Annotated in this window: 23 protein-coding genes; 19 read left to right on the top strand and 4 right to left on the bottom strand. The window is 36.9% G+C overall.

Going from position 1 to position 24935, the window contains the following annotated elements; genetic code table 11:
* Positions 1 to 9 precede the first annotated feature (9 nt).
* From NY607_RS16285 to NY607_RS16215, 15 genes are all read left to right on the top strand, one after another.
* Positions 10 to 1032, top strand: a complete 1023-nt coding sequence (locus NY607_RS16285) for a zinc-binding alcohol dehydrogenase family protein (RefSeq protein ID WP_131521025.1) — start codon at positions 10 to 12, stop codon at positions 1030 to 1032.
* Positions 1025 to 1858, top strand: a complete 834-nt coding sequence (locus NY607_RS16280; RefSeq protein ID WP_131521024.1) for an SDR family oxidoreductase — start codon at positions 1025 to 1027, stop codon at positions 1856 to 1858. The genes NY607_RS16285 and NY607_RS16280 overlap by 8 nt, the downstream gene beginning before the upstream one ends.
* 36 nt (positions 1859 to 1894) lie before the next feature.
* Positions 1895 to 3160: an MFS transporter gene (locus tag NY607_RS16275; RefSeq protein WP_112116856.1), complete on the top strand. Its 1266-nt coding sequence runs from the start codon at positions 1895 to 1897 to the stop codon at positions 3158 to 3160.
* 21 nt (positions 3161 to 3181) lie between these two features.
* Positions 3182 to 4681, top strand: coding sequence for a UxaA family hydrolase (locus NY607_RS16270; protein ID WP_131521023.1), 1500 nt, complete (start codon positions 3182 to 3184; stop codon positions 4679 to 4681).
* Between the two features lie 12 nt (positions 4682 to 4693).
* The gene (locus NY607_RS16265) at positions 4694 to 5959 is read left to right on the top strand and encodes a mannitol dehydrogenase family protein (protein WP_237898878.1); all 1266 of its coding nucleotides are present in this window, start codon (positions 4694 to 4696) and stop codon (positions 5957 to 5959) included.
* Positions 5947 to 6954: a zinc-binding alcohol dehydrogenase family protein gene (locus NY607_RS16260; protein ID WP_259419992.1), complete on the top strand. Its 1008-nt coding sequence runs from the start codon at positions 5947 to 5949 to the stop codon at positions 6952 to 6954. The genes NY607_RS16265 and NY607_RS16260 overlap by 13 nt, the downstream gene beginning before the upstream one ends.
* Before the next feature lie 15 nt (positions 6955 to 6969).
* Positions 6970 to 7968 carry an ureidoglycolate dehydrogenase gene (allD, locus tag NY607_RS16255; protein ID WP_131521020.1) on the top strand — a complete coding sequence of 333 codons (999 nt, stop codon included), beginning with the start codon at positions 6970 to 6972 and terminating at the stop codon, positions 7966 to 7968.
* Positions 7969 to 8042: 74 nt separating this feature from the next.
* Positions 8043 to 9044, top strand: a complete 1002-nt coding sequence (locus NY607_RS16250) for a LacI family DNA-binding transcriptional regulator (RefSeq protein WP_131521019.1) — start codon at positions 8043 to 8045, stop codon at positions 9042 to 9044.
* A 142-nt stretch (positions 9045 to 9186) separates the two neighbouring features.
* Positions 9187 to 10398: an MFS transporter gene (locus tag NY607_RS16245; RefSeq protein ID WP_259419991.1), complete on the top strand. Its 1212-nt coding sequence runs from the start codon at positions 9187 to 9189 to the stop codon at positions 10396 to 10398.
* Between the two features lie 153 nt (positions 10399 to 10551).
* Positions 10552 to 10788 carry a small acid-soluble spore protein Tlp gene (locus tag NY607_RS16240; protein WP_131521017.1) on the top strand — a complete coding sequence of 79 codons (237 nt, stop codon included), beginning with the start codon at positions 10552 to 10554 and terminating at the stop codon, positions 10786 to 10788.
* 253 nt (positions 10789 to 11041) lie between these two features.
* Positions 11042 to 11575: an RNA polymerase sigma factor gene (locus tag NY607_RS16235; protein WP_048393966.1), complete on the top strand. Its 534-nt coding sequence runs from the start codon at positions 11042 to 11044 to the stop codon at positions 11573 to 11575.
* A complete protein-coding gene (locus NY607_RS16230; protein ID WP_237898873.1) occupies positions 11562 to 13196 on the top strand; it encodes a DUF4179 domain-containing protein in 1635 nt (544 codons plus the stop codon). The genes NY607_RS16235 and NY607_RS16230 overlap by 14 nt, the downstream gene beginning before the upstream one ends.
* Before the next feature lie 145 nt (positions 13197 to 13341).
* Positions 13342 to 13623, top strand: coding sequence for a transporter suffix domain-containing protein (locus tag NY607_RS16225; RefSeq protein WP_131521015.1), 282 nt, complete (start codon positions 13342 to 13344; stop codon positions 13621 to 13623).
* Positions 13613 to 14044, top strand: a complete 432-nt coding sequence (locus NY607_RS16220) for a MarR family winged helix-turn-helix transcriptional regulator (protein WP_048393972.1) — start codon at positions 13613 to 13615, stop codon at positions 14042 to 14044. The genes NY607_RS16225 and NY607_RS16220 overlap by 11 nt, the downstream gene beginning before the upstream one ends.
* A gap of 251 nt (positions 14045 to 14295) precedes the next feature.
* On the top strand, positions 14296 to 15576 hold the full coding sequence (locus tag NY607_RS16215; RefSeq protein ID WP_131521013.1) for a histidine--tRNA ligase: 1281 nt from the start codon (positions 14296 to 14298) through the stop codon (positions 15574 to 15576).
* 64 nt (positions 15577 to 15640) lie between these two features.
* Here NY607_RS16215 and NY607_RS16210 read toward each other — a convergent pair whose 3' ends face one another.
* Positions 15641 to 17263 carry a hypothetical protein gene (locus NY607_RS16210; RefSeq protein ID WP_259419990.1) on the bottom strand — a complete coding sequence of 541 codons (1623 nt, stop codon included), beginning with the start codon at positions 17261 to 17263 and terminating at the stop codon, positions 15641 to 15643.
* A complete protein-coding gene (locus tag NY607_RS16205; protein ID WP_066037934.1) occupies positions 17260 to 18042 on the bottom strand; it encodes an ABC transporter ATP-binding protein in 783 nt (260 codons plus the stop codon). Before NY607_RS16205 ends, NY607_RS16210 begins: the two co-directional genes overlap by 4 nt.
* A gap of 220 nt (positions 18043 to 18262) precedes the next feature.
* Here NY607_RS16205 and NY607_RS16200 point away from each other — a divergent pair, with 220 nt between their 5' ends.
* On the top strand, positions 18263 to 18787 hold the full coding sequence (locus tag NY607_RS16200; RefSeq protein WP_131521012.1) for a GrpB family protein: 525 nt from the start codon (positions 18263 to 18265) through the stop codon (positions 18785 to 18787).
* A gap of 47 nt (positions 18788 to 18834) precedes the next feature.
* Here NY607_RS16200 and NY607_RS16195 read toward each other — a convergent pair whose 3' ends face one another.
* Both NY607_RS16195 and NY607_RS16190 read right to left on the bottom strand, forming a co-directional pair.
* Positions 18835 to 20046: a Zn-dependent hydrolase gene (locus NY607_RS16195; RefSeq protein WP_131521011.1), complete on the bottom strand. Its 1212-nt coding sequence runs from the start codon at positions 20044 to 20046 to the stop codon at positions 18835 to 18837.
* 4 nt (positions 20047 to 20050) lie between these two features.
* Positions 20051 to 20746 (bottom strand): L-2-amino-thiazoline-4-carboxylic acid hydrolase, encoded by a 696-nt coding sequence (locus NY607_RS16190; RefSeq protein ID WP_131521010.1) that lies wholly within the window; start codon positions 20744 to 20746, stop codon positions 20051 to 20053.
* A 137-nt stretch (positions 20747 to 20883) separates the two neighbouring features.
* On the opposite strand from NY607_RS16190, the gene NY607_RS16185 reads away from it, so the two are divergent.
* From NY607_RS16185 to pdxR, 3 genes are all read left to right on the top strand, one after another.
* On the top strand, positions 20884 to 21765 hold the full coding sequence (locus NY607_RS16185) for a LysR family transcriptional regulator (RefSeq protein WP_131521009.1): 882 nt from the start codon (positions 20884 to 20886) through the stop codon (positions 21763 to 21765).
* Between the two features lie 86 nt (positions 21766 to 21851).
* Positions 21852 to 23306, top strand: a complete 1455-nt coding sequence (locus NY607_RS16180) for a sodium/proline symporter (protein WP_131521008.1) — start codon at positions 21852 to 21854, stop codon at positions 23304 to 23306.
* Positions 23307 to 23482: 176 nt separating this feature from the next.
* Positions 23483 to 24931 (top strand): MocR-like pyridoxine biosynthesis transcription factor PdxR, encoded by a 1449-nt coding sequence (gene pdxR, locus NY607_RS16175; protein ID WP_131521007.1) that lies wholly within the window; start codon positions 23483 to 23485, stop codon positions 24929 to 24931.
* The last annotated feature ends 4 nt before the right edge of the window (positions 24932 to 24935 follow it).

Here is a 24935-nt window from a genome sequence, read left to right as displayed (position 1 = left end):
GTGACATGTATGAAAGCACTACAAGTAATCAAACCTTTTGAAATGGCTTTAATTGACGTAGCAGAACCAGTAATAACAAAGTCAACAGATGTCCTTGTTCAAACAGAATATGTTGGTATTTGTGGCTCAGACATGCATATTTATCATGGCTCGAATCCATTAGCGACATTGCCTCGTGTACCTGGGCATGAAGTTGCTGGCCGAGTGTTAGAGGTTGGTCAAGACGTACAAGGTTTAAAAGCTGGTGACAAGGTTGTTGTCGAACCAATTCGTTATTGTGGTGAGTGCTATGCTTGCCGTAAAGGACAACCAAATGTCTGCGAACAACTTTCTGTTTTTGGTGTTCATGAAGATGGAGGCATGCGTGAGCGTTTTGTTGTTGCTGAAAAGCAATTGCATAAAGTAGCAGACAACACCTCTTTAGAAGAGGCAGTCTTAATTGAACCTTATACAATTGGCGCGCAGGCAGTATATCGTGGTGAATTACAGGCTGGTGAGACACTATTGATTCAAGGGGCCGGACCGATTGGCATTTGTATTTTAAAGATGGCTAAATTAATAGATGCACGCGTGATGATTTCTGATCTAGATCCAGCAAAGCTCTCTTTTGCAAAAGAACTTGGTGCAGATGTAGTTGTCAATGTAAATGAGCAAGATTTATTAGAAGCTGTTAATCATTGGACAGATGGAGTAGGTGTCAATGTATCTATTGATGCAGTTTGTATTCCACTAACATTTAAGCAATCTATCGATGCTGTTTCAGTTGCTGGGAGAGTAGTTGTCCTTAGCTTTGGTGAGGAAGCCATTGAGCTTGCCCCACTACCGATTACGAAAAAGGAATTATCGATAAAAGGCTCACGTTTACAAACATTTCAATTTGAAAATGTAGTGAAGCTTGTTGATGCTGGAAAGTTACAGCATCAAGGTTTAATTACACATACTTTCTCACTACATGAAGCAAAAGAAGCATTTGAATATATAGAAAAAAACCAAAATGAAGTACGTAAAGTTATTTTAAAAGTAGGTGAGTAAGGTGCATGAAGCATTGCAAAATAAAGTGGCTGTTGTAACGGGTGGTAGTGGTGTTCTTTGCTCAGAGATGGCAATGGAATTGGCTAGGCAAGGTATGCGAGTTGCTATTTTAAATCGTACGGCGCAAAAAGGAGAAGCAGTCGTCCGATCGATTACAGAAAATGGCGGAGAAGCAATTAATTTTTCTGTGGATGTTTTAAACAAAGAGTCGTTAATAGCAGCGAGACAAGCAATTTTACAGCAATATGGTCAAATTGATGTACTGATTAATGGAGCGGGCGGCAATCATCCAGATGCCATTACGGCTGATGAAGTATATAAAGAACAATCGGCTACACCAAATTTCTTTGAATTAACACCAAACGGTTTTGAAAGCGTCTTCTCGAATAATTTTACAGGAACATTTTTGGCTGCCCAAGTTTTTGGTGAAGCATTACTGAGAACGAAGGGGACAATTATTAATATTTCATCCATGAGCTCCTATGCCCCTATGACAAAAGTGCCTGCATATAGCGCGGCAAAGGCAGCGATTAATAACTTTACGCAATGGATGGCGGTGCATTTTGCAGAAGCAGGTTTACGTGTTAATGCCATTGCACCTGGATTTTTTATTACCGAACAAAACCGTAATTTATTGCTAACAGAGGATGGTTCATTAACTGCACGTTCAGAAAAAATCATTACAGCTACACCACAAAAGCGTTTTGGAAAACCACAAGATTTATTAGGAACTTTATTATTTTTAGCTGATGATACATACTCAGCATTTGTCACTGGCGTAACAATTCCTGTTGATGGTGGATTTATGGCTTATTCAGGCGTTTAACAAAGGGGATTTATTTCAAATTTAGGGGTGAATGATATGAAACAACAAGGTATTTTTGGAGATGGCAAAACGGTTGTTATTGTCATGCTATTTTTAGCAGGTGTCATTAACTATTTAGATCGTTCAGCCTTATCAATTGCAGCACCATTTATTCAAGAAGATATTCATCTAACGTCAACCCAATTAGGGATTATCTTTAGTAGCTTCTCTGTTGGGTATGCCATTTTTAACTTCTTAGGTGGAATGGCTTCCGATAAATTTGGTGCCAAGTTAACGCTATTTGTAGCAATGATTGTATGGTCTTTATTTAGTGGAGCAATGGTTTTAGTCGTTGGGTTCGCATCGTTGATTATTGTTCGTATTGTATTTGGTATGGCGGAAGGGCCATTGTCATCAACCATAAATAAAATGGTGAATAACTGGTTTCCTGCTGATAAACGTGCCTCTGTAGTAGGGCTAGCCAATAGTGGTACGCCACTTGGTGGTGCAATCGCAGGTCCAATCGTTGGTTATATTGCATTAGCATATGGATGGAAATATTCATTTATTGCGATCATGATCCTTGGATTTATTTGGGCAATCGTATGGTTTAAAGTGGTGAAAGAAAAGCCAAACAAAGAAGACAGTGTAGAATCAATGGCAAACTTAGAGATTGCAGCAGAAGATATCAATCATAGTCGTGGTCTATCTTATTATTTAAAACAACCAACAGTATTATTTACTGCTTTTTCGTTCTTTGCCTATAACTATATCCTATTCTTTTTCTTAACTTGGTTCCCAAGCTATCTAGTAGAAGCTCGTGGAATGGCTGTAAAAGATATGAGTATTGTAACGGTTATTCCGTGGATTTTAGGATTCCTAGGTTTAGCATTGAGCGGAATTGTCTCAGATTTCATTTACAAACGCTTTATGCGTAAGGGAGTTTTATTCTCTCGTAAAGTCGTTCTAGTGACATGTTTATTCTTAGCAGCTGTATCGATTGGCTGTGCAGGTATTGTAACAACAACGGTTAGTGCTGTTGCGCTTGTTGCTACCTCTGTTTTCTTCTTATATTTAACAGGGGCTATTTACTGGGCAATCATTAATGATGTGGTGGAATCTAAGTATGTTGGATCTGTTGGCGGCTTTATGCACTTCCTTGCAAACACAGCTGGTATTATTGGGCCAACTTTAACAGGTTTCCTAGTAGACAGAACAGGAACATTCTCCGCAGCTTTCCTACTTGCAGGCGGCTTAGCGGTTATCGCTTCATTAGCAGTTATTAAATTTGTTACACCAATAGTTCATAAAGAAATAGCTTAGAAATAGAAAGGATGGATTCAAATGAACAATCAATCAGTTATTAAAATTCATCCGATGGACAATGTTGCCATAGCCTTGAGTGATCTTCCTCAAGGCTTTTTACTTCCATTGGATGGAAAGGAAATAACGTTACAGCAACAAGTACTACGTGGGCATAAGATTGCCATCAAGACTCTTTCTAAAGATGCACACATCACGAAATATGGTTTTTCAATTGGTCATGCGACAGAAGAAATCCTAGCAGGTGGCTGGGTTCACTCCCATAACATGAAAACCAATTTATCGGGTGAATTAAGCTATGAATTTAATCCAAAAACACATCCCGTAGCCGAGTCTCGTCATGCACAGCGCATGTTCAAAGGGTATCGTAGAAAAGATGGTCAGGTTGGTGTCCGAAATGAAATTTGGATTATTAATACTGTTGGATGTATTAACAAAGTAGCTGAAAACTTGGCGAAGTTAGGCAACCAATTATTGAAGGCTGACAATTTTGATGGTGTACAGCATTTCGCTCATCCATATGGTTGCTCACAACTTGGTGATGATTTAATGTATACACAAAAAATCTTAGCTAATTTAATTCATCACCCTAATGCAGGGGCAGTCATTGTATTAGGGCTAGGATGTGAGAACAATTATATTGAGCTCTTTAAGAAAACAATTGGTCATTATGATGAACAACGCGTTTCCTTTTTAAATGTTCAAGAATCAGCAGATGAAATGGAAGAGGGTCAACAACTGCTTGAAAAAGCCTTTGACTATGTGACGACATTTGACAGACAAACATTACCTATTTCAGAACTGAAAATTGGTTTGAAATGTGGTGGTAGTGATGGTTTCTCTGGCATTACCGCTAATCCGATGATTGGTGTATTTTCTGACCAGTTGATCTCAGCTGGAGGTGCAACGGTGTTAACGGAAGTTCCAGAGATGTTTGGTGCTGAACAGATTTTAATGGAACGTGCAAAAGATGCCTCTGTTTTTGAGGATATTGTGCATTTAGTAAATGACTTTAAACAGTATTTTATGAAATATAATCAACCTGTCTATGAAAATCCCTCTCCAGGAAATAAAGCGGGTGGAATAACAACATTGGAAGAAAAATCACTTGGCTGTATACAAAAAGGGGGCTTTCAAGAGGTAAAAGAAGTGCTTGATTATGGCGAACGTATGACAACAAAGGGGCTACATTTACTAAACGGTCCAGGAAATGATCTTGTTTCAACAACAGCACTGGCCTCAACAGGCTGCCAAATCGTCCTTTTCTCAACTGGTAGGGGAACACCCTTTGGAGGACCTACACCAACAGTCAAAATTTCAACAAACACACCACTTTATGAACGAAAAAAAAATTGGATTGACTTTAACGCAGGGCAGTTAGTGGATGGGAAGCCGATGGATATATTAGTCGATGAATTTATGGATTATATAGTAGCGCTAGCTTCAGGTGAAGTGCAAACGAATAATGAGAAATATGGATTCAAAGAAATCGCCATTTTTAAAGATGGCGTGACGATGTAGGAGAGAAATGACATGAAACATCCTATTAAAATTATGCAAATAGGTGATGGGAATTTTATCAGAGGCTTTTTTGACCTAGCAGTTGAAAAACTACAAGTCCCTTGCAGTATTGTTTCTGTCGCAGCAACAGCAAGAGGAAAAACAGTTAAACTGCTAGAAGAACAACAGCTGCAATTCACTGTGATGGAACGTGGGCTAAAAAACGGTGAGGTCGTAGAAGAAGAAACCACTGTTAAGATTATTCAAGATACTATTCATCCATATGAGAACTGGCCTACATTTTTACAATATGCACAGTCTGAGACATTAGAAATGATTGTGTCTAATACAACAGAGGCAGGGATTTATTATGAAAATATTCCTTATCCAACGGCTTGTCCAACAAGCTATGCAGCAAAGTTAACCGTCTTTCTAGAACAATATTACAAACATTTTCAAGGTGAAAAACAAGTGGCAATTGTGCCTTTGGAATTAATAGAACAGAATGGCTCTACATTAAAAACAATTTGTCTACAGCATGCTAAAGACTGGAAGTTGCCTACAGCATTTAATGATTGGCTTGCGACGTTAACTTTTTGTAATACACTTGTAGACCGTATTGTAACAGGTTATCCACAGGATTATCAGGGGGAGGATGCCCTTTACACAGTTTGTGAACCGTATTTCTTATTTGTAATTGATCAAAAAGAGCCATTTAAACATTGGCCAACAAGTCATGATTTCCCTTTTGTCTTTGATGATTTAGACATGTATCGAAAACGCAAAGTAGCCATTTTAAATGGTAGTCATATTTTGCTTTCAGCATTCGGCAAGATTTTTAACTATAAAACTGTAAGAGAGGCATTTTCTCATGCTGGTGTTCGAGCCTTTATTGAAAAAATAACAAACGATTTTACCCAACGCTTCCAAGTGGATGAGTACTATCAGCAAGATGTCTTTGAACGTTTTTTAAACCCATTTATTGAGCATCAGCTATATGATATTCAATTAAATGAGTTATCCAAGTGGCAAACACGTATTGCCCCTTACGCTGAAACAGAAATATACTATCAAGCTTTAGCAATAGGGATATATGCAATGAATCCAACACGCTTTTCCGTGCGTGAATCTGATCAAATTATTGAAAAACTGACTGAAATCCATAACTATTTTGAACAAGGTCAGTCAGAGCCAATGCAACAATTTATCGAACAATATTTCCAGTGTGATGCAGCAGAGGTTATTCAGCAATTATCTACAATTACTAGTTTATTGGAGGCAATAGCATGCGACAATTAATCATTAATGAACCGTTTCAAATGGTGGAACGTGAAGTAGACAAGCCTAGTATTGAAGGAAGTCATGATGTTTTATTAAAAATCACGCATATTGGTGTATGTGGAACAGACACACATGCTTTTGCAGGTGAACAACCATTCTTTAGTTATCCACGAGTGTTAGGCCACGAACTAGCTGCTATTGTGGAAGAAGTCGGTGAAGCAGTTAAGGACATCCAAGTAGGAGATCGTGCAACAGTTATTCCATACATCCATTGTGGAGAGTGTGCTGCATGTCGTCGAGGTCAAACAAACTGCTGTAAATCTTTGGAAGTATTAGGTGTACATATGGATGGTGGTATGGGCGAATATATCGTAGTTGATGACAGTATTGTAATTACTGATAATGCTGTGTCAGGTGACCAATTAGCTACTGTGGAACCATTAGCTATTGGTGCCCATGCAGTACGTCGTTCGGAACTAACAGAAAATGATACGGTACTTGTTATCGGTGCAGGGCCAATTGGATTAGGAGCAGCACGTTTTGCTAAGTTACGCGGTGCAAAAACAATATTAATGGATTTGAACGAAGAACGTTTAAAAGAAGGACAGGCATGGTCGGAAGCGGATGGTGTGATTGTTGGTAGCCATGACATAATGGCGCAGTTACAAGAAAAATGTAATGGTGAACTTCCTACGGTTGTCTTTGATGCAACAGGCAATCAACAATCAATGGAATCCTCATTTCAATACGTAGAAAATAGTGGGACATTAGTGTTTATTGGTTTAATGAAGAAAACTATTACATTTAATGATCCTGAATTTCATTCAAAGGAATTAACATTGAAAAGCAGCCGTAATGCTACGTTAGAAGATTTTGAGACGGTTATGAACTACATGCAGTCAGGAGCTATAAAGAAAGGCTATGTCACGAAGCATATTGCATTCGATGAAGCGATTTCTTACTTTGAGGCGAAACAATACAACACAAATAAAGCACAAATCTATTTTAAATAATGAGGAGGATTTTCAATGAATATTTCTGTACCAGCATTAAAAAAAATAGTAGTTCAAAAATTCACAACTGAAGGTGTTGAAGCTGAAACAGCAGCGCAAGTAGCAGATGTTTTGATTTATGCCGATTTACGAGGTGTCAGTTCTCACGGTGTTATGCGCGTGGAGCATTATATCACACGTTTACAGGCAGGTGGCATAACGAAAAATCCTCATTTTTCAGTAGAAAAAAGAGGCACAAATCACCTTCTTTTTAAAGGAGATAATGGCTTTGGGCATGTTATTTGTAAGGAAGCGATGGATGAAACCATTAAAGTGGCTAAGGAACATGGCTCATGTACAACGATTATTCAAGAGAGTAGCCATTGTGGGGCACTCGGCTATTTTCTTGAACAAGCCACGAGTGAAAATTTAATTGCTATTATGTGCTCTCAAACGGACTCCGCAGTTGTTCCTTTTGGCGGAAAAGAGCCTTACTTTGGTACGAATCCAATTGCTTACGGTTTTCCAACCAACGATAAACCGATTATTTTGGACATGGCAACAAGCAATGTAGCGCTAGGGAAAATTCTATATGCACGTGAAAAAGGGGAGACAATTCCAAATACATGGGGAGTTGATGCACAAGGAGCACCAACTACAGACCCACACCAAGTAAAATCTTTAACACCGTTTGCAGGGCCAAAAGGATATGGTATGGCACTTGTAGTAGATGTTCTTTCTGGAATTTTAGCAAGTGCAGCTTTTGGTCCACACATTTCAAAAATGTATGGTGATTACGAACAGAAACGTAATCTAGGACAATATTTATATGTATTAGATCCAAATATTTTTGGAGATGTAGATCAATTCAAAGCAAATATCTCACAAATGATGAACGAATTACATGATGCGCCAACCGCACCAAATTTTGATCAGGTACTAGTGCCTGGTGAAATTGAACAGAAACGTAGTGTGGAAACAATGGATAAGGGAATTGACTTACCTGAACAAGTCTATAACTATTTGACTAGTTAATTTAACCAGTAAAGTATGCTATGCTACATAATACCAAGGAGAGTTTTCATATTATAGGTAGGAGATTGATTTTAGTGAAAAAAACAACAATTGCCGATGTTGCACAATATGCAAATGTTTCGAATAGTACAGTATCGCAATATTTGAATAAGCGATATGAATATATGAGTGCAGAGACTCGTAAGAAAATTGAAGAAGCTATTGAAGCATTGCAATATCGTCCGAATTTAATGGCTCGTAGCTTAAAACAGAAATCTACCTTTACAATTGGTATTATTGTGGCAAATATTATCCATGACTTTTCAACAAAAATAATAAATGCATTGGAAGCAGAGTTCGATAAAGAAGGCTTTCATATGATTGTGTGTAACTCAGCGGATAACCCTAAAAAAGAGAAAAAGCATATCGAAACTTTACTAGAAAAACAGGTGGATGGCTTAATCGTTTTTCCAACAGGAGAAAACAAAAATCTCTACATAAGACTTCATCAACAAGCAATGCCAATCGTTTTTATTGACCGTTTTATTGAGGGAGTAGATATTCCTGCAGTGTTGCTTGACAATTTTTCTGCCATGGATACGGCAGTAGGGACATTTCGAAAACAACCAATAGCCTTTATCACTACTTCTTTAGCCTTACCGATTACTCCTCGTGTCGAACGTTTAGAAGGATTTCGTCAAGCGCTCAGAAATAGGGATCTGTTGATTGATGAGCGCTATATAAAAAATGGTGAGCCAGCTGAGATGACAGAGATTTTTAATCAATTATTTACATTGGAGCAACCACCCAGGGGAATCATTGCGGCAAATGATCGTATTTTTCAAGAATTAATGCTTTATATTAAAAAAAGAAACATACATGTGCCTAATGATGTACAAGTAATCGCTGTGGATGATGTACCATATGCCAACTTTTTAACACCTTCCATTACAACATTGCAACAACCCATTTTACCAATGGCACAGAAAGCGGCATCATTGCTCTTAGCAAAAATAAAAAAAGAACATCTAGCTGATGATGACCAAAGACTATATCGCTTCAAACCGATATTAATCGATCGAGATTCAACTAACTAAAAAGGCAACCCAAAGCTATGAACTTAGCTAAGGGTTGCTATTTTTAGTTGCACCGATATTCTTCAATAGATATGATTATCTAAAGGAATACTTTTATGTCAAAAAAGACCAATCATTCATTTAGGTGATAGAAAGGGGACTTATGAGCATTGCTAAGAAGTATTGGCTCATTCTATTTGGCTTTGGTTTCTCGTATTTAGGAAATTGGGTGAATCTAGTCGCCCTCAATTTATTAGTTTGGCATTTAACAGAATCGCCTACTGCTATGGCGAGTATATTTATTGTAGGACCGATTGCTCGAATTTTAACAAGCTTTTTTGCAGGCTCCATCATTGATCGATCGAATAAACAAAAATTAATGATTTATAGTGATATTATTCGTGGCATATTGATTTTATTGTTACCTTTTACGTCCTCTCTTTGGCTCATCTATTGCGTTTTATTTTTATCTAATATAGCAAGTAGCTTTTTTGGGCCAAGTAGTACCTATTATATTTCGAAATATATACCAGATGAAGATAAACAATCCTTTAATGCCATATTAGGAATGTTTAGCTCAGGCTCATTTTTAATTGGTCCCGCATTGGCTGGGTTTATCATTGCCATTTCCGATGTATCTGTAGCGTTTTGGTTTAATGCATTGACGTTCTTTATCTGCGCGCTCTCCATTTTTAAGCTTCCCACAGTAGAAGATCATCAGAATATGCACCGAAAACCCATTACTTGGAGGATGCTAAAAGAGGATTATGGTATTGTCTACGCTTATATTAAAAAAGAGTATGTCTTTGCCAAAGTATTTCTTTATTTTCAAGTTGCCTTGATGATTGCCTTTGCATTAGACTCACAGGAAGCTACATTTATTAAACAAAACCTTCAAGCTTCGGATAGTCTATATGGTGTCATCGTTAGTATCGCTGGAATTGGAGCTATTATTGGTGGAGCAATGGCTGCTTGCTATGCTAAAAGATTTTCAACAAGACAATATATTGTCTATGGTCTGCTTTTGACCACACTTTGCTATACATTGTTTTACTCTTCACCGAATGTGACAATGGCGATTATTAGCTTTATAGCATTAGGAGTATGTATGTCATTTTGTAATGCGGGCTACAGCACCTTTTATCAAATAAGTGTACCGACATCAATTATGGGCCGTTTTGGTAGTGTTTCAACGATGGTCATTAATGTGCTACAGATTGTCTTTACGTTAGCCTTAGGGTTGCTAGCGGAATGGCTCTCCCTACAAATGGTCTGCATTGTCTTTGGAATTGTAGCTATTTTCCTCTCCATAGTTTTATATGTATTGATGCATTCAAAATCTGCCTATGAAGGTTTGAAGGAAGAGATTGTTTAAAAATCCTGTCAGGTGGAAACTTAATTGCTTTTAATGAAGGTAGAATTATTGGATAGATAGCGTTTAAAGGATGTTATTTTAGTAAAAGTTAGCACTCATATAATGATAAAATCATTCCAAAATAACCTTATGTCATAATTTGAGGAGGTTAACATGGCTAATTCAAGACATCGAAAATCAGATGATCGCTCCAATAATGTTGAACGCATCCGTGATATTGTTAAAAATACTGAGGAGAAAGTGCAGGAAGCAGAAATTAGTATGGAATTTGCAGATCCTCTAGAAAGTAACAGGCTAAAGGAAAAAAATAAGCGACGTAAACAGTCAATTGAAGCTTTAAAAGATGAAATGAAAGATGAAATGACAGCACGAAAAAAAGGTGAAGTTTAAAATTAGTTTCTAGAAGAATCAAATGTGATTCATGATATTGCCTTCGCTCACCATTTCCCAATAGCCAAAAACAGATGGATTAGATGTTCCATAACGGACCTCTATTGCCATCTGTTTTTTTTTGCACATTAACTGGATCTTTTTACATAAACACTAAATTAAAAAAGTACGTATATGAATTTCTTAAAAAAATGAACCTTTTCAAGTAGTCATTTGTTTATAACGTAGAACCATCAGAAAGGAGTGCCTTGGATTGACAGAACGTGAATTATTCGATTCATACAACAAAGATGTTTACCGTACCTGTTATTACATGCTACGGAATGCCCAAGATGCGGAAGATCTCTGCCATGATGTATTTGTCACCGTCTTTCGTCAGGATTGGAGAAGTGTAGAGCATACACGTGCTTGGATTTTACGGATTGCGATGAATCAATGTTTAAATTTGCTTAAAAGAAAGCAGGCTCAGTTAAAAAAAGTGAGTCAGGTACAGTTGCTACAGGAGCAAACTACGGCATCAGTTAAATCTGTAGACACCATTGTACTGGAGAAGGCAGCTGAGGAGGAGTGGGAGGCACTACTCAGACAGCTACCAGAAAAGTTAATGGCTGTTGTCACCCTCCGCTACATTGGTGAGCTATCATTAGTGGAAATTGCGGAAACGCTAAAGATTCCAGTGGGAACGGTGAAATCGAGACTCCATAAGGCATTGAAAATCATGCGCAAAAAACTAGAACAAAAACAAAATTTATGGTTGAAGGGAGAGAATCAATTTGGAACGCATTGAAAAGAAATTGAAAAAAGAGATGAACGCAGACCATAACATGAAGTATCCTGACTTTGAACAAATGTGGAATGGTATCCAGCAGGATGAACTAAAAATGGTAAATGAACCGATCGAACTTCTACCTCGAAAAAGAAAGAGATTTGTTTTAGTTGCAGGATTAGCTGTCGCTCTAATGGCTACACCTGTCTATGCAGCACTGAACTATGATTGGTCAACTATTCTATCTTATAGAGCTGGTATTCAGTCTGCATTAGACCAGGGCTTAGGGCAGACGATTGAACAATCTGTTACGAAGGATGGGTTTACGTTGACCGTACATACGGCGTTTATCGATGATAACAGAACCTTTCTTTTGTATAGTTTGAAACCTGATGCCTCTTGGGATGGAGAGGATATAGGCTTTGAACATACCGGGCTTAAAGATTCAAAGGGTAACTTTATTGAAGGGAATTATACACATTCTTGGAATGAGGAGCTTGGTACCTTTCAGGGTTATTTTGAAACGGATTGGGTTGCTGAAGGACAGATGACAGATGTGGAGCTTATGATGGAGAATATTCAATTCATCAGCGATAAAAAATATTCTATCGACTATAATCCAAATGACTTAACTACGCAAGTGTTCCCTATTCAAAAGGACGGAGTTGACACAGTGTCTATTCAATCTTTTGCACAAGATAAGGGTAAAATATTGCTTAAAACGGCAGTTACACTTACAGATTTAAAAGTCCGAAATACAGGGATATTCATTGAGGCGATTAATAATACGAATCATTCAATTGAAACAGGGAAAAAATCTTTCATGGGAAGACAGGGAGCAAAAGGAGAATATTTTAGTCAGCAACTATTCGAGTCTGAAGCCTTACAAGAAGAGGGAACTAAATTCCAAATTTCTTATAACCGCATACTAGAAACAAAAGAAAGCACTTGGAATATGCAACTAAATCTCTCTAAAACACAACTGGAAAATACATCATTTAAGCAAGTATTAGATATTCCAATTGACAATGTGCCTGGTGGCACTAAAATTCATGAAATGACGGTTACACCGACCCAAGTTCGATTAGTTCTTACTCAAGAAAAATACGAAACTTTCCCTTATATGGATTATCAACTGGATATAGGTGGAACATTATTGACTGGATATATTTCGGGTAAAGTTGGAAATCCTAATGAAACAGAGCTGCGCTTTGAAATAGTTGGACTAAATGCAGCTTCTTTGGAAAATCAACCTTTAACTTTCGTTGCTAAGAACCGTGTTGAAGGTTTATACGGAGACGATAATTCAATCCAATTAACGAACATATCAGCAAAGCATCAAAGTGTAACATCTAATATAGCAGGGTATCCAATTTCATGGACGTATTATATGAAGGACAATAACCTTTATGTGGAATCATTAAGCCCTGATCCAGGGTTTGCTGGAGTCAATCAAACCTATTATTTAGAGGGTAAAGAAGAAATCTATGGGACGCCTGAATTTATGGGCATTCTTGAAAATAATAAAAGAATGGATGTTTATGAGAATTTTGACAAGGAGGAGCTAGAAATTCTCATTTATAAATATTTAACTAACAAGCCAAATGATGAGCTACGTATACCCCTTACATTTGGAAAATAACTAAATTAGTAATCCCATCTATTTGACTCTCACTAGTCAAATAGATGGGAATTTTTGTTATAAAGATTAAAAAGCTTTACATAAAAAGAAATGTATCATATAGTTTAGTTAACTTAAATAAATTAATTATTACAGGAGAAGATACATGACCTCTAACGAAAGAACACAAAAATCTTTTGCTTATAAGCTTGGATTAGGCATTATTATCTTTTCACTTTCTTTATGGTTAATCCCAATTATTACACCTTTCACACCGATACCTACAAAAGTAAAGGCAGGGATTATACCAGGAAGTATTATTATGGCTGAAATCTTATTTTGGCTTGGTGCTTTACTTGTTGGAAAAGAAGTAGCCAACAAATTTAAAAGCTATCTAAATCCTAAAAAATGGCGAGAAAAAGGTGACACTCAAAAAAATGAAGAATAACCAGGTAGCAGAGCAAATAAATCAAACCATTGAAGATATTTGGATCATGCTTGAGAAAATGGAAAGGGCTTATACTAATTTCTCCTTAAATAATCAGCAATATGTTCTTTTAACATTAGTAATGCGTCATCCATCCTGCTCGCCTTCAGAACTAGCAGATAAAATGGCTATTACAAAAAGTGCAGTGAGTCAGCAATTAACCAAGCTTGAACAGGATGGCTATATAATGAAAAGGCAGCATGAGGAGGATAAGCGTGCCTTTTCTGTCGAATTAGGTGAGAAGGGTCTATTATATAAACAGGAAGTCGAAGCCTTTAATCAACAGATTACAGAAAAGTACCATGCTCACTTAACAACTGAAGAGTTAGCTGAAATGTTAGCTACTCTAGAAAAAATGAAAAAAATACTGTGTGAATTTTAGAAAAAATTTGACATTCTATTGGGTGTGTCTTATAGTAACCCTTAATAAAAAAGGGGGAATAAACATGGTCATTACTCTTGTCCAATCATTCACAATAAAACATCATCATCATCACTAGTCTTGCTATCCTTATTAACTTATTAATATTGAATAGGAAGACTATTTCTCATGTAATCGTATAAATAAAGCTGATTTGAAGCTTTATCGTTATACGGTTTTTTTATTGCTCAAAAAATGAGGAGGAGCTTATGATGAAAAAAATGGACTATCAGAATGTTCGAGGAACACAAGATTATTTACCAGAGCAAGAGGCTACTCGTCGTGTGATACGACGTACGTTAGAAGATACATTTATAGCCTATGGCTGCAAGCCGTTAGAAACACCTATTCTTAACTATACAGAGTTGATGGCTTCTAAATATGCTGGTGGTGCTGAGATTTTAGAGGAGATGTATACATTAACAGATCGAGGTGAGCGAGATTTAGCGTTACGCTATGATTTAACAATTCCATTTGCAAAAGTTGTAGCGATGAATCCAGCGATTGCTATGCCATTTAAACGATATGAGATTGGCAAAGTGTTTCGAGATGGCCCCATCAAGGCTGGTCGTTTTCGCGAATTTACACAATGTGATGTAGATATTGTTGGGGTAGAATCACAGGCTGCTGAGGCGGAGCTAATGATGATGGCGATAGATGCCTTTGATCAGCTTAAACTTAAAATTAATCTCCAATATAATAATCGCAAGCTTTTAGTTGGTTTACTGCAATTATTTGAGGTTGAACAGGAACAAATGAATCGAGTTATTTTAACATTAGATAAGATTGAAAAAATAGACGAGAAAACAATGCTCGCAGAATTGAAGGCATTGGGGTTATCAGATAATAGTATTCATAAAATAAAGCACTTTTTAGATGAACGTCCTCAAATAAGTATGGCGTATTTTGAAGGATTCGCGACCGAGAATGTCTTTTTACAACAAGGTTTACAGGAATTAATGGAATTAACTTCTTATTTAGAGGCACTTGAAATAAGTGACCAATGTATTTTCAATCCATTTTTAGCGAGGGGACTTGAAATTTACACAGGAACAATTTATGAAATTTTTTTAGCAGATGGAACAATCCGCTCAAGTATTGGTAGTGGGGGACGCTATGACAATGCTATTGGTGGCCTTTTAGAGACAAATCAAACCTATGCTACTGTTGGTATTTCATTTGGTTTAGATGTCATCTATACAGCACTAGAGCTTTCGGGAAAAATAGAGCAAAACGCTCATAGCGTGGATATTTATATTATTCCTCTGGGAACAGAAAAAGAGGCACTAAAGCTAGCAACTGCATTACGGCGAGAAAAATATAAGATAGAAGTTGAGCTAAGTGGGAAAAAAGTGAAAAAGGCGATGGAAAAAGCCAATCGTGAAAACACACCGAAGGTTATTGTATTAGGAGATAACGAGGTCAATCAAAATATGTATAAAATAAAAGATATGAAAAGCGGTGAGGAAGAAATCGTTGCATTTATCTTTTAAACATCATGGCATGGAAAAAACGGCTGATCCCACTCTATTATAGGATTTGAGCCGTTTTTTTGGTTTATTTTTTCGATTTAAAAACCAGTTTCCATATCAAGATGTTGATGAAGAAAAGCACAATGAAATATATAGTAGAGCCGTATGTTATCTGACTAGCTATTATATAGTGCAGCCCTACAAGTAAACCTAAAGGGAGCAATAACAAAAGAATCTTCCAGCCTTGTGCATCATTAACTTCATCATAGGGTTTGGTAAAGGGTAATTTGTTTGTCATCATGACGAAACAAAGGATGGTATATAACCAGCTTGTTACCAAAACAGCTAGTAAATCAGGGATAATTCGAATACTATAAATATAGCTAAAGACTATACTTAGTACTAAAAATAACGGAGTATACAATTTAATTAAAAATGCCTTTAAGCTACCTTTTTGTAAATCTGTATAATCTTTAAGCGGTAGCGTTTTATAAATCCATGCAGCCTTATATTTAGCAGAGTGACCAAGCATAAGGACAGCGGATGGTATAATCATCATACTAAAATAGATATTTAAATAGCTCATACTACTAGCATAATCGACTTCTTCCCCTCTGCTAAAAGTAAACATGAAAATAAAGGGAATAATAAATGAAAAGCCTAAAGATGGGTAGACCTTTAGCTTAAACTCTCGCTCTTGCTTCATCATCAGAGCTGCGAAGCGATAGAAAGCTCGTTCCTCGTGTGTTCTACACACAATGGTTAATAAAAACGACTTTAGTCGATTGTTCTTTTCCTTTTTAGACTTACTTGTACTTAGCAGTTTTTGGAGATTGCGTTCAAAGGTTGGTATGAGTTTAATATAGATCCAAATCGAAATAATAGGTACAATCACTGCTAAGATGGTATAAATGACGGTCAATAAGGATGTGTCACCATGCAGTATGAGTTCATAAGGGGCAGCGAACCACATCGGTATTAAGAAGAGGTTCCACCAATGAAACGACACTACCATATCTAAATTGACAAATTCAAAGGATCGAATAAGAACTTGGTAGCCAATCATCAGCATTAGAGATAAAGCGATTTGTACATAATTAATCATATCCTTCAGCTTTTCACCATCGAAGAAGCGTAAAATGGCAATATATAAAATGGCTGTGATGGCAACTATAAATAAATTCATTAATAGAATCTCAAGACCTGTTAAAATAAAAAACACAATACCTTGAGTAAAAAGGCTGACTATTAGAGGGATGGCTGTTAGGGCCAATGTTAAATAGGATAAATAAATAAAAATATGCATAAATTTTGCTGCATTAATTGTTTTAGCTGAAATAGGCTTAGTTGAAAGTATGCTTTTATCTCGTACATCTAAAAGCACAGAAGAAAAGTCAGAAATCAATGAAGTCATAATCAAAAAGATGATCATTGCAAAGGCGATACTCATCTGAAATAGAAAATTTTGACCAAATCCCATAAGCGGGATGAGTATAAGCCCGAATAACATATAAATCCATAGAGACTTAATGTAGCCATACTTTTGATTGTCTTTCTTTTTGTTTTGATTAAATAGGGTAGGTACTTTCCGTTCATCCATTGTTAATTTTATATGGAGGATTTTTCTCATCATGTCATAATCAATGCCCATTTTTATAAAAAGCCATCGGAACTTATCAAGCAATCGTAGCGTTTTGAAATCTGTCATAATTGTCCCCCACGAACGACGGACACAAATTTTTCTCCGATTTCCTGATGTTCATGAAATCCTGTTAACTGGTTAAAAATTCTTTCTAATGTTCCTTCAGTATTATCTGCTTGTAATTGGGCAAATGTTCCGTCCGCTGCAATTTTTCCATCATACAGCAAAATGATGCGGCTACTGATTTTTTCAACGACATCCATAATGTGTGATGAGTAAAATATAGTCTTTCCATTGGCAGCTAGTTGCGTTAAGATTTCTTTAAAAATCATGACACTGTTTGCGTCTAGGCCATTGATTGGTTCATCTAAAAATAGCAGGTCTGGATTATGTATAAGGCTTGCAATAATTAGTAGTTTTTGACGCATGCCTTTAGAATAGGAAGAAATTCTAGAATGGTATGCTTCACCAACTCCAAACAGTTCCATTAGTGATTTGGATTTGTCAGCCGCCTCCTCTAGCTCTAATCCATATAGCTGGCCGATGAAGGTTAAATACTCATAGCCTGTTAAGTTATCATAAACATCAGCGATTTCAGGGACGTAACCAATTCGCCGTTTATAATCAATTTGGTCTTGTCCTATGCTTTTCCCAAAGAGCTTAATCTCGCCACCATAATCACCTTCTAGCCCTAGAATAAGTTTTACAGTTGTACTTTTACCCGCGCCATTGGGACCGATATAACCGATGATTTCACCTCTAGCTGCGTGAAGGTCAATCCCTTTCAAAATTTCCTTGTTTCCATAACTCTTCGTTAAATTCGTAATTGTTAAAATCTCTTCCATTTTATAGCCCCTTTCAATTATTTTGGAAAATTAACCATAATTACACTATATCATATTAAAAGAGATAATATTCCTTATGCTAAAATGAAACCAGTTCAATCAAATATAGAGAGATCTTCTTATATAAAGGGAAATTTAAAAACGAAATAGATTTATTATTTTAAGGTAAATACGCTTTATTTATAGTTGGCTTATTTCAAAAAAGTGAGGTGAATGACACATGAAAAAAATTGAAGTGGTATTGTCTGACTATGATCCAAATTGGGAAGGACAATTTTTAGATGAAAAAAGGAGTATACAAGAAGCTATTGGTCCTGCAATATTAGGGATTGAGCACATAGGTAGCACATCTATCAAAGGTTTAAAGGCTAAGCCCATTATTGATATTCTTCTAGGAGTCCAAAGGATAGAAGGAGTCTCGGAATTAATAGAGGCTTTAAGAATAATTGGGTATGAATATGTTCCTAAACCTGAGCTAATGGATAGAAGAAGATTTTTTAGAAAAGGGCTATGGGGCCAAGGAACATGTCATTTACATATATGTGAATATAACAGTAGTGAATGGATTGACAAATGTCTGTTCCGAGATTATCTTCGATTAAATGCTCAAACGGCGGATGAATATGAAACGTTAAAAGAACAGCTTGCTGTTCACTTTCAGTATGATCGCCAAACCTATACCAAGAAAAAGGAACCGTTCATTCAAAATACTATTGCTAAGGCGAAGAATAAAGACTTTCTATAAAAGCCACTCTCAACAATTTAGAGAATGGCTTTCTTCTATATTATGGGCTATTTAGAGAGTTCGACAACAGTATCATAAAAAATATTAGTTGCTACAACAATATCCTCATCTGAGCTGTATTCTAATGGATTATGACTAATGCCGTCCTTCGAGCGGACGAATAGCATTCCAATCGGGGCAATTTCAGCTATATTCATTGCATCATGCCCAGCACCACTTATGAGAGAATAAGGACGTATACCTTGCTTTTCAATACTTGTAGTAAGTTGCTGTTGTAGTAAGGCATCGGTTTTTGCAGGCTTAATGCGCTGTAATACTTTGGAAGCCAATGAGACATGTCTTCGTTCAGCAATTTGTTGAAGCTGTTGCATAATTTCCTGCTCTAATGCACTTACTTTATTTTCGTCAATATCACGAAGATCAATCGAGAACGTAACTTTACCTGGTATAACGTTTGTCCCATTTGGAGAGACCGTTAGCTTACCAACCGTTGCAACGGAATCTGTTGTATTGTTTAATAGTTGCTCAATAGCTAAAATCATTTCACTTGCTGCAGTTAGAGCATCCTGACGAATCGGCATAGGTGTTGCACCAGCATGTTCACTGACACCCGTTACGGTTACCTCTAGCCATAATGGGGCTGCAATACCTGTGACAACACCGACTGGTAGGTCTTCATTTTCTAACACTTTTCCTTGCTCGATATGCATTTCTAAATAAGCTTTTATGTCATTACGATGCACTTGTGTTAAAGGATAAGGTGATAAATGGAAATCTTTCATGGCTTCTTCGATGGAAATGCCAGCTTCATCTGTATGCTGTAATTGCTCCTCTGTTAAAAGACCAGCCATTGCACTACTGCCAAGAAGCCCAAAGCCAAATCTCGTGCCTTCCTCATCCTTAAAAGCGACGACTTGAATTTTTTTAGAGGGTATCAACTGTTGCTCATGCATAGTATGTACCACTTCAATAGCTGCTAGCACCCCTAATGCTCCATCATATTTGCCACCCTCTGGTACTGTATCGATGTGAGAACCTAGCATAATGGTTTCATTTCCTTCACCATATGTACCAATAAGGTTTCCAACTGCATCGATTGTGACATTCATACCTGCTTGCTCCATATAAGTTGTGACTAACTCAATTGCCTGCTTTTCTTCTGGTGTGAACGAGAAGCGGTTAATGCCACCTGTCTTTTCATTACGACCAATTTGACTTAAGTCTTGAAGATGCTGTACGAGCCTAACTCCGTTAATCATGACATCACTCTTTCATTTGGAATTGGAAGTGGCACTGTCCTTCACGTAAAACAAATTGATCATGTACCACCTCTAGGCTTTTATTGTACCCTTTAGCAATAGAGGGGTCGATGACTTTACAATACAAAATGCCGTATTTACCCATATCATCATCTGCCCATTGTTGACCTAATGGGCAGTGAGTAAACGTTTGTTCAACCTCATTTTCCTTATAAACTGTATCGATTTCAAACAAATCACTACGACCCATATCATAGTTAGTTAAATAATGCTCCACGGAATTTTCTAGACCGTTTGTGCGAGCACGTTGAGCAATACCTTGGCCTCGTTTATGACCAAAACGTTCTACTGCCCGCATAATCACTTGTTCACCAGCTTCACCATATTCATCTACAACTTGCTTGGCAATCTGTGCAAACATTTTAGAAAATCGAGCAAACGGTGTTAAATCGGCAAATTTCTCTTCACCTACAACGATTTGGGGTAAGTATTCAAAGAAAGTATGATTTTCCCCTTCTGCTGTTGCTTTTTTCGCCATTGCTTCAGCATCCTTTAAACCAAACGCATCTAAGCCTTTTTGTACTAATCTCCGACCATGCTCGCCATACTGCTCTGTAATGGAGAGATGTAATTCTGTAAACATTTTTGCGGTAATTATGTCCATAGATAAAGCCTTCATCATTAATTTGTCCTCTGCCATTTTATGAGCCCCCTCATTAACAAATCATATTGATTTACTTGGATTTTATTTTTATTATAGAGGTGGCTAGTAATTTAAATCAAATGAATATTTACACAATCGAATATGAAAAAAAATCATAAAAGGAGCAGAATAGCATGGCTACATTAGCACAATATATTGCGTTCCATACACTTATCGATACAGGAAATTTTACAGAAACAGGCTTAAAGCTCAATCTCACACAGTCTTCAATCAGTCATACGATTAGTAATTTAGAGGCAGAATTAGGGCTTTCTCTAATTATTCGAAACCGCAATAATATTGTTTTAACGAGTGAGGGGAGAATTGTTTACGAACACATCTCAAAAATATTGCAGCAACAACAGCAGCTTGAAACCTCTGTAGCAAATTTAAAGAATCTCATTGGTGGGATGTTATCGGTTGGTATTCTACCAAGTGTTTCCTTGGTCTTATTACCAAAGGTTTTAGCGTATTTCGAACAGCATTATCCAGACCTAGAAATACGTTTGATGGAGGGAGATTATGATCAAATCGAAGAATGGCTTCATAATGGCGTTGTAGATATCGGTTTTTTAGTGCAGCCAAATTCTAAATATCTTGTATTCGATGCGATTTTTAATGATGAGCTTGTTTGCATTATGGCACAGGAACATCCATTGGCGAAGGAAGAAAGGCTCTCTCTAGAGCAATTGCAGGATGAACGTTGGATTATGCCTAAACGTACGATTGATCGAGATGTATCAAGGATTTTAGCTAAACATAAAATCCATCCCAATGTAGTCTATGAATTATCAGTTGATCAAGTCATTTTGACAATGGTCAATGAAAATTTAGGCATTTCTGTTGTGCCCAACTCCCTTTTACTACATGCACCAAGTAACCTGATTAGAAAAAAATTTTATCAAGCATATGTTAGACAGGTTGGAATTGCACACAAACACAGTATTCATCTTTCTCCAGGAGCTTTGAAGTTTGTAGAAATATCGAAATACTTTGCCTCCTTTTTACAAAATTAGTTATTGACAATTAAAAAAACCCGAACTATTATCTGATAAAACCAATTGGGATTGTTTAGATTAATCAGATGGAGGACTTTGGGTATATGCATACAATTGTTTATGTTGAAATATTTGTCTATTTACTCGCTATGCTAGGAGTAGGGATTTACTTCAGTAAAAAAGATTTATCACATAATGATTACTTTCTAGGGGGAAATAAACTACCGGGCTGGGCGTTAGCCTTTTCAGAGCGCGCAACGGGTGAATCCGCCTATATGTTTTTAGGGGCAATTGGCTTTATTTATGTGGCTGGGCTGTCAGGCATTTGGATTTTATCTGGCATGCTTTTAGGCGTTGTTGTGTCATGGCTATTTTTATCAAAGCGCTTTATGACAGAGCAACAAAAATATATGGTGAATAGCCTAACAGATTATATTGCTGTTAAATTTCCAAAGCACGCAGATATAATTCGTTGGTTAGCTTCTGCAGTAATGGTATTATTCTTTGTTTGCTATTTAGCAGCTCAATTCTCTGGGATGGGTAAAACGATTTATTCATTCTCAGGATTCAACATCACATGGGGAACAATTATTATTGGAGCAATAATAATTGCCTATTCATGTATGGGGGGGTTTATGTCCGTTGTTTGGACAGATACAATCCAAAGTTTTTTAATGCTGATCTCGTTTGTTATTGTTCCAATTGCTGCTTATATGGAAATTCAACATCAAGGTTTAAGCATTTCAACAGAGCTAGCTCAAATGGGCAATGGTGCAGATAGTTGGGTTGGAGGCTTAAATGGACTTGCCTTAGGGGCGATGTTATTTACAAATCTATCCTGGTTCTTTGGCTGGCTTGGGGGGCAACCTCAATTGAGCTCTCGCTTTATGGCTATTACGACTGAAAAAGAGCGAATTACTGGCCGTAATATGGCGATTATTTGGACATTAATTGTCTATGTGGGTGCCTTTTTATCTGCGATTTTCGCCTCAACTTTGTATAAGCAAGGTTCTATTGAAGATCCTGAAATGATATTGCCACATATGGTATTTGAAATTTTACCGCCTTGGGTTGCAGGAATTATTGTGGCTGGTATTTTAGCAGCTATTATGTCAACGGCTTCGTCTCAATTGTTAGTCATCACAACATCGATAAGTGAGGACATAATTCATAAAACATTACGTTGGAATATTTCTAGCAAAAAATTAGTTCACCTTTCGCGTCTAGTGGCTGTTATTAGTGGGATTGTGGGTATTATGATTTCACTCAAATCAGGTTCTGTAATTTATAGCTTAGTATCCTTTGCATGGGCAGGGATTGGCAATACATTTTCGGTTGTGATCCTTTTAATCTTTTTCTGGAAACGTGTGTCAGGCATTGGGGTTATTGCTACAATTATTGTCGGTTTTATTAGTGCGATTGTATGGTCCCTGTCACCTATGGAGGCTGTAGTGTCAGCCAAGGCAGCGACATTCTTTATTTGCTTAATTGTTGGAGTTGTGGTGTCCTTAGTATGTCCTGATAAAAAGGAAAACGGTCTGGATGATATTTTAAAATAATAATAAAACTCCTTTTTTGCTGATATATTTCTCAAAAGAGGAGTTTTCTTTTTATGCTTATGACCATATTGAAATATGATAGAAAGAAGAGCAACCACTCTAACAGGAAATTACATAATGTGTGGACCTTTTTGGTTATCAGGGTTTATGCAAAAATGAAGCAAGGGGGTTAGGAAGTGTTTAGTGATTTTAAGCTTATGGATGAACGACCAGTTTATGTACAATTGAAGGATTATGTTCAAGACATGATTGTCAAGGGGCATCTGTTGGAACATCAAAAGCTTCCATCTACCCGTGAACTTAGTAAGTTATTAGCGGTCAGTAGAAACACGGTGCTGAACGCATATGCCGAATTAGAGCTAGATGGCATCATCTATGCAGTGAAAGGAAAAGGGCATTTTATCGGAAAGGTTACTACATTGAAAACTTCTTCTATTGAAATAGATTGGAAACAAAGGCTGAATGAAACAACTTTATTAGCTGATGAAATTGATTTAATACGACAAGATATACACTGGAAAAAAGGCATGATTTCATTTACTAGTATAGCTCCAGAAGAAAAGCTTTTTGATGTTGAAAATTTCAAAAGGGCATTTCTCACAAGGATGTCCATTGAAGGAGATATTGTCTTAAACTATGGCTATGCCAAGGGCTATAAGCCCTTAATTGACCACCTTCTTAGCTATATGGAGATGAAAGGTGTGGACATTTCTAATAAAGATATTTTAATTACAAATGGTTTTACAGAAGGTCTAGATATTTTATTGTCCTCTTTAGCTAAAAAATCAGGGCGTGTACTATGTGAAAATCCTACACATCATGCAGCATTGAAGCTTTTCCGTTTGCATGGGTTAGACGTACATGGCATCGATATGCAAGATGACGGGATTGACATGGAACAGGTGGAAAAAACATTAGCAGATAAGGACTTTGATTTTGCCTATCTTATCCCGTCCTATCATAATCCAACAGGAATTGTCACTTCCTCCGAGAAAAGGAGTGCTATTTTTCAGCTTTTTTCCAAATATCAAATACCCATTATAGAAGATGGCTTTAATGAGGAATTAAGGTATTCAAGCTCGCATTTGGCACCACTAATCGCTTTTAGCGGTATAGGTAATAACATTGTCTATATTGGTAGCTTTTCTAAAATTCTTTTCCCTGGCTTACGTGTTGGCTGGATTTTAGCAGATAGGGAGTTAATTGATAGCTTGGAAAGTATGAAAAGAGCTCGAACAATTCATACATCAACACTGGATCAGGCAGTGTTATATCAATATTTACAGGATGGTTACTTTGAAAAATATTTAAAGAAAGCAAGATTTGTTTACAAGAAAAAATATGAGCTTGCCCGTCAAGCTTGTATGCAATACATTCCCTATAGCAGGATAACAGGGGATGGGGGGCTTCACCTTTTTATAGAACTAAAAGAGGACGTAGATGCACGATTGTTGCTTGAGAAATGCTATGACAAGGGCGTGGTATTTTATCCAGGTGATGTATTTTATACAAATGGAAGAGGTAGTCATACATTTCGTTTAGGCTTTTCTCGTTTAGCAGATGACGATATTGTTCGAGGTATTCAAATCATTGGTGATACATTGAAAAACGTTATGAGGAGTTGAAAAA

Origin of the sequence: Lysinibacillus sp. A4, from assembly GCF_024919535.1 — a bacterium.
GTDB lineage: Bacteria > Bacillota > Bacilli > Bacillales_A > Planococcaceae > Lysinibacillus > Lysinibacillus capsici.
The sequence above is the reverse complement of the archived record's forward strand: the minus strand, read 5'-3'. Positions and strand labels throughout refer to the sequence as shown.